The sequence below is a fragment of the Streptomyces broussonetiae genome, from assembly GCF_009796285.1.
In the GTDB taxonomy this organism is placed as follows: domain Bacteria; phylum Actinomycetota; class Actinomycetes; order Streptomycetales; family Streptomycetaceae; genus Streptomyces; species Streptomyces broussonetiae.
Genome location: NZ_CP047020.1, coordinates 6,082,477 through 6,095,902, shown reverse-complemented (window position 1 = coordinate 6,095,902; position 13,426 = coordinate 6,082,477). Strand labels below are relative to the sequence as shown.

The following is a 13,426-nucleotide window of genomic DNA, read 5'->3' as shown; positions in this document are numbered from 1 at the left end:
TGGGCCTGCTGCTCGCGCTGCCCGGACCCCCCGTGGGGTCGTGACGCGGCTCCAGTACCTTGTAGGCGTGCCAGAGCCGTCCCCCACCCGTCCCAAGCGTCGCGGCCGTCTTCTTCGTTTCTCCGCGGCCCTGTTGGTCCTGTGCGGCGTCGCCGCGTACCTCGTCGTGCAGTACGTCACCGGAGGGCGGCCGCGTGGCTGCACGGTGGTGTCGGCCTCGGGCGACGGGACGTCGTACGAGTTCACACCGGAGCAGGCGGTGAACGCGGCGACGATCGCGGCCGTCGGCACCGGGCGCCACATGCCCGAGCGGGCCGTGTCGATCGCGCTGGCCACGGCCATCCAGGAGTCGGGGCTGCACAACATCGAGCACGGCGACCGCGATTCGCTGGGCCTGTTCCAGCAGCGGCCCTCGCAGGGCTGGGGCACCGAGCAGCAGATCATGGACCCGGCCTACGCGGCGGGCATCTTCTACGCGCACCTGGCGAAGGTGCCGGACTACACCGACCTGCCGCTGACGGTGGCCGCGCAGCGTGTACAGCGCAGCGGCTACCCGGAGGCGTACGCCAAGCACGAGCCGGACGCCACGCTGCTGGCCGCGGCCCTGACCGGGACCGCGGCGGCCACGCTCACCTGCGACGGGCACCCGGACGCCAAGGCCACGGCGACCGGTCCGGACGCGGTGCGGGCCGCGCTGGTACGGGACTTCGGGCGCGACGCGCTCCAGGAGACCGGCGCCGAGGTCGGCGGTACGCCCGTGCCGTCGCCGTCTCCGTCGCCGAGTGTGACCGCGACGGCGCAGGGCCGGACGGTGACCGTGCCGGTGTCGCAGGGCGCGAAGGTGGATGCGACGGGGCGCGGCGAGCAGGAGCGGGGCTGGCAGCTGGCGCACTGGGCGGTCGCGAACTCCTCGGCGCTGCACATCCAGCGGGTGTCGTACGCGGGGCGGCAGTGGACCGCCGGGAGCGACGACGGCCAGTGGGAGAAGGCGGCCTCGGACGGGGCCGACGGGGCGGCGCAGTCCGCGAAGGCCGTCCGGATCGTGACCGGACAGTAGTACGAGGGGTCACTCCGGCGGGTTGTGCGGCGGCGGTTCGTTCCGCCGGACGGGCGCCTTGTGCGCCGATGCCGGAATCCCTTGGAAAATCAAGGGGTGTAAGGATTCTGCGGGATTTCCGGCAGGCGTTCTTTGCCCGTTTTTCTCCACACCTGATAATGCGATGCGTTATCCATTCGTTACCTTCGGCGTCCGCAACCTTCGCGGGCTTCGAGCGGTAGTCACGGCGTCCGAGCCCGGACCCGGACCCGGACACACACCGTTCTCTCCCGTCGAATGGAGCATCATGTCCCTCCCTCTGACCCGCCGGATCGCCCGTACCGCGCTGCTCGTCGCAGCGGGAGCGGCCGCCGGGGTCGGTGCGGCCGGCTCCGCCAGTGCGGCTCCGAGCCAGCCGGCGGCGGCCCCGAACCTGGGCGGCCTGACCGCCCTGGACGCCACGCACGTCGCCGACACCGCCAACAGTGCCGCAACGAACGCCACCTCTCTCGCGGGCAACGCGGGCGGCCGGGTGGTCGGGACGGCGGTGCCGGCCGCGGGCCAGGCCGGCGGCAGTGCCGTGCAGAAGGCGGCGCCGGTGGCGCAGCAGGCCGCGGGCAGCGTCGCCGGGACGGCCGGGAACGTCCTCGGGGACGCAGCGCAGGGCGGCGGCGCGCTGCCGACGTCCAACCTGCCGGTTCAGGGGCTGGGTGGCTGACCGTCCGCTGCGCTGCCGCTGAGCTGACACCGGCGACGGGGTCCAGGGAGTTCCCTGGGCCCCGTTTCCTCGTGTGCGTTTCCCTGTGCGCGCGGCGACCGCCCGCGGCGGTACGGCCCGGGTCAGGCCGACAGGCGCTCCACCGCCGCCCGGATCCGTTCGTCCGTCGCCGTCAGTGCCACGCGTACGAACCTCTCGCCCGCCGCGCCGTAGAAGTCGCCCGGAGCCACCAGGATGCCGAGGCCGGCCAGGTGGTCGACCGTGGTCCAGCAGGACTCGTCGCGGGTGGCCCAGAGGTAGAGGCTGGCCTCGCTGTGCTCGATACGGAAGCCGTGGCCGAGCAGGGCCTCGCGCAGGACCTCGCGCCGGGCCGCGTAACGCGCGCGCTGCTCGTGGACGTGGGCGTCGTCGCCGAGGGCCGCCACGACCGCCGCCTGGGTCGGCGCGGAGGTCATCATGCCGCCGTGCTTGCGGATCTCCAGCAGCGGGCCGAGTACGGCCGGGTCACCGGCGACGAAGGCCGCGCGGTAGCCCGCCAGGTTGGAGCGCTTGGAGAGGGAGTGGACGGCGACGATGCCGTCGTACGAGCCGCCGTTGACGTCCGGGTGCAGCACCGAGACCGGGTCGGCCTCCCAGCCCAGCTCCAGGTAGCACTCGTCGGAGACGACGAGGACGCCGTGGGCGCGGGCCCAGGCGACGATGTCCGTCAGCTCCTCCTTGGACAGCACCTTGCCCGTCGGGTTCGACGGGGAGTTGAGCCAGAGCAGCTTCAGGTTCGTCGGGTCGAGGTCGCGCGGGTCGTCGTAGACCTCGTACGCGGCGCGGGCGAGGCGGGCGCCGACCTCGTACGTCGGGTAGGCCAGACGCGGGTAGGCCACCTTGTCGCCGGGGCCGAGGCCCAGCTGGGTGGGCAGCCAGGCGACCAGTTCCTTGGAGCCGACCACCGGCAGGACGTGGCGGTGGGTGACCCCGCGGGCGCCGAGACGGCGCTCCAGCCAGCGGGTGATCGCGTCGCGCAGCGCCGGGGTGCCCCAGACCGTCGGATAGCCCGGCGAGTCGGCCGCGTCGATCAGGGCCTTCTGGATCAGCTCGGGCACCGGGTCGACCGGGGTGCCCACGGAGAGGTCGACGATCCCGCCTGGGTGCGCGGCGGCCGTCTTCTTGTACGGCTCCAGCTTGTCCCAGGGGAACGTCGGCAGGCGGTCGGAGACTGTGGACACGGTCAGTGGCTCACTTTCGTACGGGGCGGCAAACGCCTCGGTCCCGTGCGGCGGTGACCAGGCGGTCGGGGCCGTACGGGACCGAGGCGGCGGTGCGGGCCGCTTGGGGCGTTACTCGCCGGCCTGCGGCGGCAGGGCGGCGATGAAGGGGTGGTCGCGCTCGATCAGCCCCAGCTTGCTGGCACCGCCGGGCGAGCCCAGCTCGTCGAAGAACTCGACGTTCGCCTTGTAGTAGTCCTTCCACTCCTCCGGAGTGTCGTCCTCGTAGAAGATCGCCTCGACCGGGCAGACCGGCTCACAGGCACCACAGTCGACGCATTCGTCCGGGTGGATGTACAAGGACCGCTGGCCCTCGTAGATGCAGTCGACCGGGCACTCCTCGATGCACGCCTTGTCCTTCACGTCGACACAAGGCTGCGCGATGACGTAGGTCACGCTGTCGTTCCTCCTCGATAGGGCGCTGGCGGGCCTCCTCAGGCTCCGCCGCCTGGCGCGCGGGAGCGCGGCGTCGTCGATGCCCGCCCCTAGTATCTCCGTTCCGGAGCATGATCCGAACAGGAGGGGTGAACTGACCAGTGGAAATCTCGGCGGCAGGACGTCTCGAAGTCCGAATTACCCCTGCTGACGTGGGCAAACGGGTCTCCGTACGGTGCTTGGAAGAGCCTGGAGCAACATCGGAGAAGTTCACCGACACGGTGGGTGTTCTCACATCATGGGATGCCGGCGTGCTCATGATCACGCGACGGAACGGGGAGAGTGTCCGCATCCCGGAAGCCGTCGTGGTGGCGGGGAAGGTCGTCCCGGCGGCGCCGGCGCGCCGCCGGGGGCCCGCGGCCACCTACCAGGAACTCGCGCGCATCTCCTCGCGCGGCTGGCGGCCGGTGGAGAGCGAGCGGCTCGGCGAGTGGGAGCTGCGGGCCTCCTCCGGGTTCACGCGGCGGGCCAACAGCGTGCTGCCGCTCGGCGATCCGGGGCTTCCGCTCGACGCGGCCCTGGCAGCCGTACGACGCTGGTACGGCGAGCGTGGTCTGCCCGCCTATCTGCAGACCGCCACCGGCGCCGAGGGCACACAGGAGCTGCTGTGCGCGGAGCTGGAGCGGCGCGGCTGGGTGCGGGAGGTGAGCGCCGAGGTGTGGACCGGTGCCCTGGCGCCGGTCGCGGACCGGGCCGAGGGTGCCGGTGTGGCCCTCGCCCGGGAGGCGGACGAGGCGTGGCTCGCCCGGTATCAGCGCAAGGGGGTGAGCGAGGTGGCCCTGCGGGTGCTCGGCTCGGGGCCCTCGGTGTGGTTCGCGACCGTGCCGGGGGACGGCGGCGCGCCTCCGGCGGCCATCGGGCGGTGTGTCGTGGACGGGCGGTGGGCCGGGTTCGCCGCCGTCGAGGTGGACCCCGGCCGGCGCCGGCAGGGGCTCGCCACGGAGGTGATGGCCGCGCTGGCCCGCCGGGCCCTGGACGAGGGCGCGTCGGCGGCCTGGCTCCAGGTCGAGACGGACAACGAGGGCGCGCGCGGCCTGTACGCCGCGCTGGGCTTCGCCCCGCACCACGCCTACCACCACTACCGGGCGCCGGACGAGCAGGGCGAACGCCGTGGAAGGGGCTGAGCCCGTCATGCGTCACCCGCATCTGCCGCCCCCGTGTCCGCCACCGCCGGAGCGCTCCGCCGCGCTGCGACGGCGGTTCGCCGAGGAGGCGCGGTCCGAGCGGCCCGATCTGTCGGCGTTGTGTCTGCTGATCGGCGCCGCCGCGGACGGCTCGCTGGACGAGGCCGGGATCGACGCCGCGCAGCTGGAGCTGGACCGGCTGGCGGGCGAGCTGCCGTACCGGCCGGGCGGGCCGCATGCCTGGGCGGAGGCGGTACGGCGGCTGCTGGGCGACCGCTACGAGTTCCACGGCACCGCGGGCGACTACCAGCGGCTGGAGTCCTCGCTGCTGCACGAGGTGCTGCGGCGGCGGCGCGGGCTGCCGATCCTGCTGTCGGTGGTGTGGCTGGAAGTCGCCCGTCGGGCGGGGGCTCCGGTGTACGGGGTCGCGCTGCCGGGGCACTTCGTGGTGGGGTTCGGCGCGGCGGCTGAGCAGGTGCTGGCCGATCCGTTCGACGGCGGACGGGTGCTGACCGGGACCGACACCGAGCTGCTGGTGGTGGGGGCCACCGGGGCGCCGCTGCAGCCGTCCATGCTCCAGCCCGCGGCGCCGCTGGAGGTCGTCCAGCGGATCCTGAACAACGTCCGGGCCTGGGCCACCGCCCGGCCCGAGCGGTCGGACGTGGCACTGTGGGCCGTGGAGCTGGCGCTGCTGGTGCCCTCACACCCGGCCCGGCTGCGTTACGAGCGGGGGCAACTGCTCGTACAACGGGGCGAGTTCGTCTCGGGTGCGGAGGAACTGGACGCCTACGCCGACCTGATCGAGGTGGTGGACGAGTCCGCCGCCCGCACCATAAGGCAACAGGCTCGAACGGCCCGGGCCATGCTCAACTGACCCGTCGGCCGGGCGCTTTCACAGCCAGCCCTTCTCCCGCGCCGTCCGTACCGCCTCCGCCCTGTTGCGAACCGCCAGCTTCTGGATGGCCGTGGAGAGGTAGTTGCGGACCGTGCCCTGGGAGAGGTGGAGGCTTTTGGCCAGTTCGGCGTTGGTCGCGCCGTCGGCCGCCGCGCGCAGTACCTCGCGTTCGCGCTCGGTGAGGGGGTTCGCGCCCTCGGCGAGCGCGGCGGCGGCGAGGGTGGGGTCGATGACCCGCTCCCCGGAGAGCACCTTGCGGATCGCCTCGGCGAGCTGGGCGGCCGGGGCGTCCTTGACGAGGAAGGCGTCGGCGCCGGCCTCCATGGCGCTGCGCAGGTAGCCGGGGCGGCCGAAGGTGGTGAGGACGACCAGCTTGACCCGGGGGAACTCCCGGTGCACCCGGGCGGCCGCCTCGATACCGGTGCAGCCGGGCATCTCGATGTCGAGCAGGGCCACGTCCACGTCGTGCGCTCCGACGGTGGCGAGCACCTGGTCCCCGCGCGCGACCTGGGCGACGACCTCGATGTCGTCCTCCAGGCCGAGCAGCGCGGCCAGCGCCTCGCGGACCATCGACTGGTCCTCGGCCAGCAGGACCTTGATCGTGCTCGTCATGCCCCGGATCCTACGTGCCCCGAAGGAGCCGTGGGGACGCGGGCGACGAGCCGGAACCCATGCTTGATCCGGCCCGCTTCCAGGCTGCCGCCGGCCTGCTCCAGCCGCTCCATCAGGCCGGTCAGACCGTTGCCGGGGACTGCGCCGACACCGCCGGATCCGTTGTCCTCGACGGAGAGTTCGAGGATCGGTCCGTCGAGTGTCTGACGGTGGGCGACCTGGACCAGGCAGCGGTCGGCGCCGCTGTGCCGCACCACGTTGGTGACCGCCTCGCGCAGCGCCCAGGCGAGCGCGGACTCGGCCTCCTCGTCGACCCCGTCGAGGCCGGGTTCGGCGGGCACGTCGGCGGTGACACCGGCGGCGGTCAGGGCGACCTGGGCACCGGCGAGTTCGGCGGCGAACCGGGGGCGCCGGTAGCCGGTGACGGCCTCCCGGACGTCGACCAGCGCCTGACGGCTGACCTGCTCGATGTCGGCGACCTGCTGGGCCGCCTTGTCCGGATGGTCCGGCAGCATCCGGCCGGCCAGCTCGCTCTTCAGCGTGATCAGGGACAGGGAGTGGCCGAGCAGGTCGTGCAGGTCACGGGCGAGGCGCAGCCGCTCCTCGTTGGCGGCGAGGTGGGCGACGGTGGCCCGCGCCTTGCGCAGCTCGACCGTCGTACGGACGAGCTGGCCGACGCCGACCATCGCGAAGCCGATGAGCGGGACGAGGATCAGCGAGTCGTCCCAGCCCTGCTCGCCGTCGTGCACCGCGACCAGGTACATCACCACGGCCGTCGACGGGATCGCCCAGAGTGCGGCCCGGGGCGGCAGGGTGGCCCCGCAGGCGACCGAGAGGTAGACGAAGAGACCGAGCCAGGAGCCGCCGAGGCTGTAGGCCAGGACGGGGGCGAGGACGGTGAGGACCGCCAGCATCGAGATGACGATCCGCGGCGTGAAGGGACGGCCCATGTGGCGGAAGACCAGCGTCAGGTAGGTGCCGACGAAGGCGGCCAGGCCGAGCGCGCCGGCCGCGGTGGCACCCGTTGTGTGGTTTCCCGAGGTCAGGTCGTGGACGGGCGAGCTGAGGAAGACCAGCCACACACCGATCCACAGCGCCTTGACCATCACCTCGCGCCGGTTGCGGGTCGCCTGGCCGATCCTCACCTGGGTCTCCGCCCGCTCCTCGCGGGCCTGCGGGTCTTCCGTCATGGTGCTCACGCCTTCAGCGTGTCCTTCCGGTACAGCCAGGCCGCGCCGCCCGCGAACAGGACGAAGTAGACGGCGAGGACGGCGACGTCCGTCGCGTGCGGGGCCTGGCTCTGCTCGATCGCCCGCCCGAGAGCAGCGTACGCGTGCGTGGGCAGCCACTTCGCGATGTCCTGGAGGATCTTCGGGAACGTCGTGGTCGGCATCCACAGGCCGCCGAGGATCGACAGGCCGAAGTAGATGATCATCGTGATGGGGCGGACGGCGTCCCCGGAGGCGACGTAGCCGATGGCGACGCCGAGCGCGGCGAAGACGAGGCTGCCGGCCCAGATGATCCCGGTCAGGGCGAGCCACTGCCAGGCGTCCAGGCGTACGTGCTTGATCGCGGCGGCGGCCGCGAACACCACGACGATCGACGGCAGGCTCACCACGGCGGCACTGGCGGTCTTGGCGAGGACGTAGCCGCGCCCGGGCAGCGGGGTCAGCCGCAGCTGCCGCACCCAGCCGCTCTCGCGCTCCTTGGCGATGCGCTCGCTGTTGCCCATCAGCACGGCCGTCAGGGCGCCGAAGGAGGCCATGGAGACCATCATGTACGTCGCCAGGGTCAGGCCCGTGCCGTCGACCTTGGTCTTGCTGTCGGCGTTGCCCGCGATGATCAGGAAGAGGATCGCCGGGTAGAGCACCGAGAAGAACAGGAACTTCTTGTTGCGGAAGGCGCGGGCCAGCTCGAGCTTGATCAGGGCGTTCATGACTGCTTGGCCTCCTCGGCCTCCGTGATGGCGACGAAGGCCTGCTCCAGACCGAGGCCGGCGACTTCGAGATTGCGCGGGTAGACACCGAGGCCGTACAGGGCGTGGACGGTGGCGTCGGCGTCGGACGACTGGATGCGGACGGTCTGCCCGGACACGTCGAGGGAGGTCAGGAAGGGCAGTCCGCCGAGGGCGGCCTCGTCGATGGCGCCCTCCAGGTCGAAGGCGATCCGGCGGGCGCCGGCCTTGGCCTTGATCTCCGCGGCGGTGCCGTCGGCGAGGAGCCGGCCGCGGTGCAGCACGAGGACCCGGTCGGCGATGGCGTCGGCCTCTTCGAGGTAGTGGGTGGCGAAGAGGACCGTGCGGCCCTGGTCGGCCTGCTCGCGCATGGTGGCCCAGAAGGCCTGGCGGGCGGAGACGTCCATGCCGGTGGTCGGCTCGTCCAGGATGATCAGGTCGCTGTCCCCGGCGGTGGCGAGGGCGAACCGCACGCGCTGTGCCTGGCCGCCGGAGAGCTTGTTGACCTTGCGGTCGGCGATCTGCGCGATACCCGCGCGGGCCATCACGTCGGCCGCCTTGTACGGCTTCGGGTGCAGCGAGCAGGCCAGCTTGACCAGTTCGGCCACGGTGACCTCGTCCATCAGGCCGCCGCTTTGCAGCATGGCGCCGACGCGCCCGGCGACGATGGCCTCACGGGGGCTGGTGCCGAAGACGTTCACCGTGCCACTGTCGGCGTTCTTCAGACCGAGGAGCAGGTCGAGGGTGGTGGACTTGCCGGCCCCGTTCGGGCCGAGGAGGGCGACGGTCTCGCCGGGGTGCAGCCGGAGCGAGAGCCCGTCCACGGCCCGCACGCTGCCGTACGTCTTGGTCACCTGGTCGAAGCCGACCACCGGGGTGGTGGTGGCCGGTGCCGCAGTCGTTGTCATGCCGTCCATGCTCGCCGAGCGGGCGCCCGGCCCGGCAGTGTCGGCGGTCCTGGGAGCCGGATGACAGATGTCATGCGGATCGGGTGACAGGCACGGCCTGTGGCCCGGCGGCAGCATCGGCGACCGGGGCACCGGGCTGCGCCACCGCTGCGGCCGAGGCCGCGGCGATGCGCGCCGGGCCGGCCCGGCGCGCGGCGGCGCGGGCCACCTCGGCGGGCGCCGGGGGCGGTGAGACCCGTACCGCCGACGGCCGCGCCGGGTGTCCGAGGGGTCAGTTCGGGTTGGTGGAGATGACCGCGACCCGGTTGGTCCTGCTCATCAACGCCTGGCGGAGGGCGCCGTACACGTCCTGCGGGGTGACGGCCGTCTTGCTGCCGTTGCCGCGGGTGATGAGCACGCCGTTGAAGGCCCCGCCGTAGAGCTGCTTGAGGGCGTTCAGGTCGGGCTTGTCGACGAGCTTGCCGCCGACGGGCACCACCCTGAGGAACTTCCAGAGCGACTTCTCCGGGCTCATCAGGACCACGTGCCCCGCGCCCGCCTCCACCGTCACCTTGCCCGACATGGCCGGCTGCGCGAACTGCTTCATCTCGCGGTCGACTTCGGCGTTGGACACCGTCGGCTGCTTGGTGGTCGTCGGGACGGTGACCGCACTGGCCGCGTCCGTCTCCACCAGCGTCCGGTAGGCCTGTTCGACCGCCTGGGTCGACTGGCCCGCGTCGATGGCCTTGCCCGCCTTGCCGTAGACGGCGACGGCCTGGCCGGCCTTGAAGTCGATGCCGCCCTCGACGACCGAGCCGGAGCCGCCGCCGGCCTGCTGGAGGGCGGCCTGCAGTTTCTCCTCGTCGACCGGCATGGACGGCTCGATCACGCGCTTCTGCCCGAAGAGTGAGCCGATGACGTGGACCGGGTTGTAGTCGCTGGTCGCGGCCTTGCTCACGGTGTCCTGGAAGTCGAACTGCAGGCCCGCGTTCTCCGGGGTGAGCGCGACCGTCCTGCCGCCGACGGACAGTTTCAGCGGCTTGTTCACCCGGCCGCCGAAGGCGTCGTCCAGCTTCTTGACGGCGTCGTCGCGGGTGCCGCCGCCGATGTCGACGCCGAGGACCGTGGTGCCCTTGGGGACGTCGGTGTGGTTCATCAGCAGTCCGGCGCAGTAGGCACCGCCCGCGACGACGACCACACCGGCGCCGAGCAGCACCAGCTTGCTGCGGCCCTTCTTCTTGGGCGTGGCCTTGGCCTTGGGCGCAGCCGGCTTGGCCGGGGCCGGTGCGGCCGGGCCGTCGGATCCGGGACCGGCGAACGGGGACGCGCCCGCGCCCGGGACGACCGGGATGCCGCTGGTGACGGTGTGTCCGGAGACGTTGTCGGGGCGGTAGCCGGGCGTGCCCGGCTCGGGGGCCGGCTTCTGCGGGGTGAGGATCGCAGTGTCGTCGCTCATCCCGCCGCCGGGACCGAGACCGGTGGGGCCGCCGACGGGAGCCCCGGGGACCGCGGGACCTTCGAGGTCGGCCAGGTCGGCGAGGGCGCTGCGCGGGGGTGTGGTGCCCCGGCCGCCGGACGTGCCGGGGGCGTTGAAGGCGCTGTTCTGGCCGCCGAAGGCGGCACCGAAGGGGTCATTCGCGTCGAGGCCCGGGCCGCCGGCCGAGGCGGCGAGGGGGCTGTCGCCGGTGACGGGGCCGCCGGTGGGACCGGCCGGGCCCTGCGGGCCCCCGGGACCGCCGTGGCCGTGGGGTCCGTTGAAGCCGCTGGGGCCGCCCGGGCCGCCGGGCCCGTTCGCACCGCTCGCGCCCGCGCCCGCGCCGAAGGCGTCGTGCCCGCCCGTCGCGCCGGGACCGCCGTAGCCGCCCTGGCCGTTCGCGCCGGCCGCGCCCGGGGTGCCGTAGCCGCTCTGGCCGTTCGCGCCGGGACCGTCCTGGCCGCCGGTCTCCGCGAAGTACGGCAGGTCGTCACGGCGTGGCTCGGCGGTGGAGGGGCCGGGGCGGCTGCCGGGGCCCAGCGGGCCCGCGTTCAGCGCCTCGGTCACGTCGAAGGAGCCGGTGCCGCCGCCGTGTCCGGGGGCGACCGGGCCGCCGGTGGCGCCGGGCAGGTTCTTGGCGTTGCCGCTGCCGGAGCGGGAGGCGCCCGGGACGCTCATGGAGCCGACCACACCGCCGGGGCGGCCACCGCCGGAGCGTGCGCCGGTGGTACCGGCCGTGCCGGATGCTCCCGGACCACCCGGACGGGCGCCCGGCGAGCCGGTGGCGGCTGCCGGGGAACCGGCCTGGATCCCGGTCCCGTTGGTGCCGCCGCCCGGACCACCCTTGGGCGCCGAGGACTTGCGGGGCGCGAACCAGGCGCTGGCCTTCTCCTCGCCCGGTGCCCCGGGCGCGCCGGGGGCCTCCGCCGCGGCCGGCCGCTCGGGCGCGGGCCGGGAGTCGGCGGCGGGCGCCTCGTCCCCGGCGCCCTCGTTGTCCCCGACGGGCTTGCGCACGACGACCGGCGGAATGGGCCGGGACCCGGGGATGTTGATCCGGATCCGGGTCGTCAGCGTGGTCTCGGTCTTCTTCTCCTCCGGCTGCGTGCCCGAACGGCCCGCTGCCGCACCGTCGTCGGTAGCCATGGGGGTCCCGTACGGCGGCGTGCCGGAGGGGTATGCGGCTCCGCCGCGCCCGTTGGGCCCGGAGGACGGAGTGTCAGTTTCACGACTCAAGGCAGGTTCTCCCAGTTGGCTCCACCGCCCGTTACGACCGGACTGCTTTGGGGGTCCCCCCAACTCGAGCGAAGTCGAGAGCTCGGGCGGCTCGGCGGCGCGCACCACCATACTGGCCGCCTCTGGCGCTTATCCCATGACCGCTGAGGAAACCCACACCGGACTCGCACGTGCGCCGCACGGCGAAGTGGTACGTCACTTGCCAAGTCGGACAGGATCACCGTGAGGTTGCCGCCCCGCGCCAAGGGTGGCACAGATCACAGCAAGCACCATGCCGCCCAGCAGGAAGAGGTAGGAACCGCCTCCTGCGCCGAACAGGAAGTCGCCTTCGGGGCGCGAGGTGGTGAGCAGTACGACGGCGATGATCCAGCCCGCCACGGGAGCGACGGCCCCGCCCCGGCCGCGGGTGGCATAGGCACCGCCGAGGAACAGCCCGGCCGCGCCCGCGAGCGCGAGGAGCAGTCCGCCGGGGAACCAGGCGGCCTGGACGAGCGTCCCGGCGAAGCCGACGACGGCACCCAGCAGGAAGAGTCCGGCATATGCGGCGATCCGCCCGGCCGAGGGCCGTTGCAGCGGCTGGGCGAGCAGCGAGCCCGGTCCGGTGTTGCTCATGACGTCTCCTCAAGGCCGAGACCGGCGAACAGGTCGCTCTCCCCACTCTCGGCCGTGCCGCGCACCAGTTCGTAGTACTCGGTGGTGAACAGCGGCTGGGCCAGGTCGTTCGAGAGCGCGAAGTAGGGCTCGGCCACGTCGATCTGGGTGACATGGGCGCGCATCGCGGCGGCCTTGGCGGCCGCGTGGGCGGTGCCCTCCACCGCGGTGGTGATCCGCTCGTCGCCCACCACGCCCGGGACGTCGGCCACGGAGGCGCTCTTGTCGAACGGCAGTGCGGGCAGCTCGTCCTGCAGGCGCTCGAAGGCGGCCTCGGCGACGGAGCGCGGTACGCGGTTCCAGTAGACCTTGGCGATCCGGTGGCCGCGCTCGGCCGCGAGGTCGACGGCGCGCATCGCGACGCGGTGGGCCTGGATGTGGTCCGGGTGGCCGTAGCCGCCGTTGTCGTCGTAGGTCACGAGGACCTGGGGGCGGACCTCCAGGATCACCTCGGCCAGGTGCCCGGCGGCCTCGTCGACGTCGGCCTGCCAGAAGCAGCCGCGGTCCTCGTTGTCGGGCAGGCCCATCATCCCGGAGTCGCCGTAGCGGCCCGCGCCGCCGAGGAGGCGGGCGTCGCCCACCCCGAGCGCGCGCACGGCGGCGGCCAGCTCGCCGCGCCGGTGCATGCCCAGCGCGGCACCGGTCAGATGCCGCAGCTCGGGCGGAATGACCTCGCCGCGCTCACCGAGGGTGCAGGTGACCAGGGTCACGTGGGCACCCTCGGCCGCGTACCTGGCCATGGTCGCGCCGTTGTTGATCGACTCGTCGTCCGGGTGCGCGTGCACCAGCAGCAGACGACGGGCTGGCAGTTCCGTCATGGGACCCACCCTACGAGGTACCCGCGACAGCGGCCCCGGCACACGCGGCCGTCGAAGGACACCGGCGCAGGCCGCCGGAGACCCGGCAGCGGCGCAGGGCGTCTCAGAACTTGACGCTGCTGATCATGCTGGCCACGCTCGTCGTGAGCTGGCTGATCGTGGGCGCGATGGTCGAGGAGGCGAGATAGAAGCCGAGCAGGACGCAGATGACCGCGTGCCCGCCCTTCAGCCCCGACTTCTTGATCAGCAGGAAGACGATGATCGCCAGCAGCACCACCGCCGAAATCGAGAGTGCCACGGCGGCTCACCTCCAAAAGTCGCCAGATCCGG

At 73.0% G+C, this 13,426-nt stretch carries 14 protein-coding genes; 4 read left to right on the top strand and 10 right to left on the bottom strand.

Annotated features, from left to right (window positions below; translation table 11 throughout):
* Positions 1 to 67: 67 nt before the first annotated feature.
* Together GQF42_RS28220 and GQF42_RS28215 are read left to right on the top strand one after the other, a co-directional pair.
* The gene (locus GQF42_RS28220) at positions 68 to 1,057 is read left to right on the top strand and encodes a heavy metal transporter (protein WP_199272825.1); all 990 of its coding nucleotides are present in this window, start codon (positions 68 to 70) and stop codon (positions 1,055 to 1,057) included.
* A gap of 286 nt (positions 1,058 to 1,343) precedes the next feature.
* Positions 1,344 to 1,754 carry an ATP-binding protein gene (locus GQF42_RS28215; protein WP_158924431.1) on the top strand — a complete coding sequence of 137 codons (411 nt, stop codon included), beginning with the start codon at positions 1,344 to 1,346 and terminating at the stop codon, positions 1,752 to 1,754.
* A 122-nt stretch (positions 1,755 to 1,876) separates the two neighbouring features.
* Here GQF42_RS28215 and GQF42_RS28210 read toward each other — a convergent pair whose 3' ends face one another.
* Entirely contained in the window at positions 1,877 to 2,974 is a 1,098-nt protein-coding gene (locus GQF42_RS28210; protein WP_158924429.1) for a bifunctional succinyldiaminopimelate transaminase/glutamate-prephenate aminotransferase, read from the bottom strand.
* Positions 2,975 to 3,085: 111 nt separating this feature from the next.
* The gene (gene fdxA / locus GQF42_RS28205) at positions 3,086 to 3,409 is read right to left on the bottom strand and encodes a ferredoxin (RefSeq protein ID WP_067038742.1); all 324 of its coding nucleotides are present in this window, start codon (positions 3,407 to 3,409) and stop codon (positions 3,086 to 3,088) included.
* Positions 3,410 to 3,549: 140 nt separating this feature from the next.
* On the opposite strand from fdxA, the gene GQF42_RS28200 reads away from it, so the two are divergent.
* Both GQF42_RS28200 and GQF42_RS28195 read left to right on the top strand, forming a co-directional pair.
* Positions 3,550 to 4,572, top strand: a complete 1,023-nt coding sequence (locus GQF42_RS28200; RefSeq protein WP_158924427.1) for a GNAT family N-acetyltransferase — start codon at positions 3,550 to 3,552, stop codon at positions 4,570 to 4,572.
* Between the two features lie 7 nt (positions 4,573 to 4,579).
* Positions 4,580 to 5,446, top strand: a complete 867-nt coding sequence (locus GQF42_RS28195) for a transglutaminase family protein (protein ID WP_158924425.1) — start codon at positions 4,580 to 4,582, stop codon at positions 5,444 to 5,446.
* 18 nt (positions 5,447 to 5,464) lie between these two features.
* On the opposite strand, the gene GQF42_RS28190 is transcribed toward GQF42_RS28195, so the two are convergent.
* From GQF42_RS28190 to GQF42_RS28155, 8 genes are all read right to left on the bottom strand, one after another.
* Positions 5,465 to 6,079 carry a response regulator transcription factor gene (locus GQF42_RS28190; RefSeq protein ID WP_158924423.1) on the bottom strand — a complete coding sequence of 205 codons (615 nt, stop codon included), beginning with the start codon at positions 6,077 to 6,079 and terminating at the stop codon, positions 5,465 to 5,467.
* A complete protein-coding gene (locus GQF42_RS28185; protein WP_158930686.1) occupies positions 6,076 to 7,269 on the bottom strand; it encodes a sensor histidine kinase in 1,194 nt (397 codons plus the stop codon). The genes GQF42_RS28190 and GQF42_RS28185 overlap by 4 nt, the downstream gene beginning before the upstream one ends.
* A gap of 5 nt (positions 7,270 to 7,274) precedes the next feature.
* Positions 7,275 to 8,015: an ABC transporter permease gene (locus tag GQF42_RS28180; RefSeq protein WP_158924421.1), complete on the bottom strand. Its 741-nt coding sequence runs from the start codon at positions 8,013 to 8,015 to the stop codon at positions 7,275 to 7,277.
* Positions 8,012 to 8,941 carry an ABC transporter ATP-binding protein gene (locus GQF42_RS28175; protein WP_199272824.1) on the bottom strand — a complete coding sequence of 310 codons (930 nt, stop codon included), beginning with the start codon at positions 8,939 to 8,941 and terminating at the stop codon, positions 8,012 to 8,014. The genes GQF42_RS28180 and GQF42_RS28175 overlap by 4 nt, the downstream gene beginning before the upstream one ends.
* Before the next feature lie 271 nt (positions 8,942 to 9,212).
* The gene (locus GQF42_RS28170) at positions 9,213 to 11,627 is read right to left on the bottom strand and encodes a hypothetical protein (protein ID WP_158924417.1); all 2,415 of its coding nucleotides are present in this window, start codon (positions 11,625 to 11,627) and stop codon (positions 9,213 to 9,215) included.
* A 195-nt stretch (positions 11,628 to 11,822) separates the two neighbouring features.
* Positions 11,823 to 12,239 carry a DUF6113 family protein gene (locus GQF42_RS28165; RefSeq protein WP_158924415.1) on the bottom strand — a complete coding sequence of 139 codons (417 nt, stop codon included), beginning with the start codon at positions 12,237 to 12,239 and terminating at the stop codon, positions 11,823 to 11,825.
* Positions 12,236 to 13,096 carry an N-acetyl-1-D-myo-inositol-2-amino-2-deoxy-alpha-D-glucopyranoside deacetylase gene (gene mshB / locus GQF42_RS28160; protein WP_158924413.1) on the bottom strand — a complete coding sequence of 287 codons (861 nt, stop codon included), beginning with the start codon at positions 13,094 to 13,096 and terminating at the stop codon, positions 12,236 to 12,238. Before mshB ends, GQF42_RS28165 begins: the two co-directional genes overlap by 4 nt.
* Positions 13,097 to 13,199: 103 nt before the next feature.
* Positions 13,200 to 13,394: a hypothetical protein gene (locus tag GQF42_RS28155; protein ID WP_158924411.1), complete on the bottom strand. Its 195-nt coding sequence runs from the start codon at positions 13,392 to 13,394 to the stop codon at positions 13,200 to 13,202.
* Positions 13,395 to 13,426 lie beyond the last annotated feature (32 nt).

Coding starts and splice junctions, on each gene's coding strand:
- GQF42_RS28215 (WP_158924431.1), top strand. CDS start 1,344: ATGTCCCTCCCTCTGACCCGCCGGATCGCCCGTACCGCGCTGCTCGTC.
- GQF42_RS28195 (WP_158924425.1), top strand. CDS start 4,580: ATGCGTCACCCGCATCTGCCGCCCCCGTGTCCGCCACCGCCGGAGCGC.
- GQF42_RS28190 (WP_158924423.1), bottom strand. CDS start 6,079: ATGACGAGCACGATCAAGGTCCTGCTGGCCGAGGACCAGTCGATGGTC.
- GQF42_RS28185 (WP_158930686.1), bottom strand. CDS start 7,269: ATGACGGAAGACCCGCAGGCCCGCGAGGAGCGGGCGGAGACCCAGGTG.
- GQF42_RS28180 (WP_158924421.1), bottom strand. CDS start 8,015: ATGAACGCCCTGATCAAGCTCGAGCTGGCCCGCGCCTTCCGCAACAAG.
- GQF42_RS28175 (WP_199272824.1), bottom strand. CDS start 8,941: ATGACAACGACTGCGGCACCGGCCACCACCACCCCGGTGGTCGGCTTC.
- GQF42_RS28165 (WP_158924415.1), bottom strand. CDS start 12,239: ATGAGCAACACCGGACCGGGCTCGCTGCTCGCCCAGCCGCTGCAACGG.
- mshB (WP_158924413.1), bottom strand. CDS start 13,096: ATGACGGAACTGCCAGCCCGTCGTCTGCTGCTGGTGCACGCGCACCCG.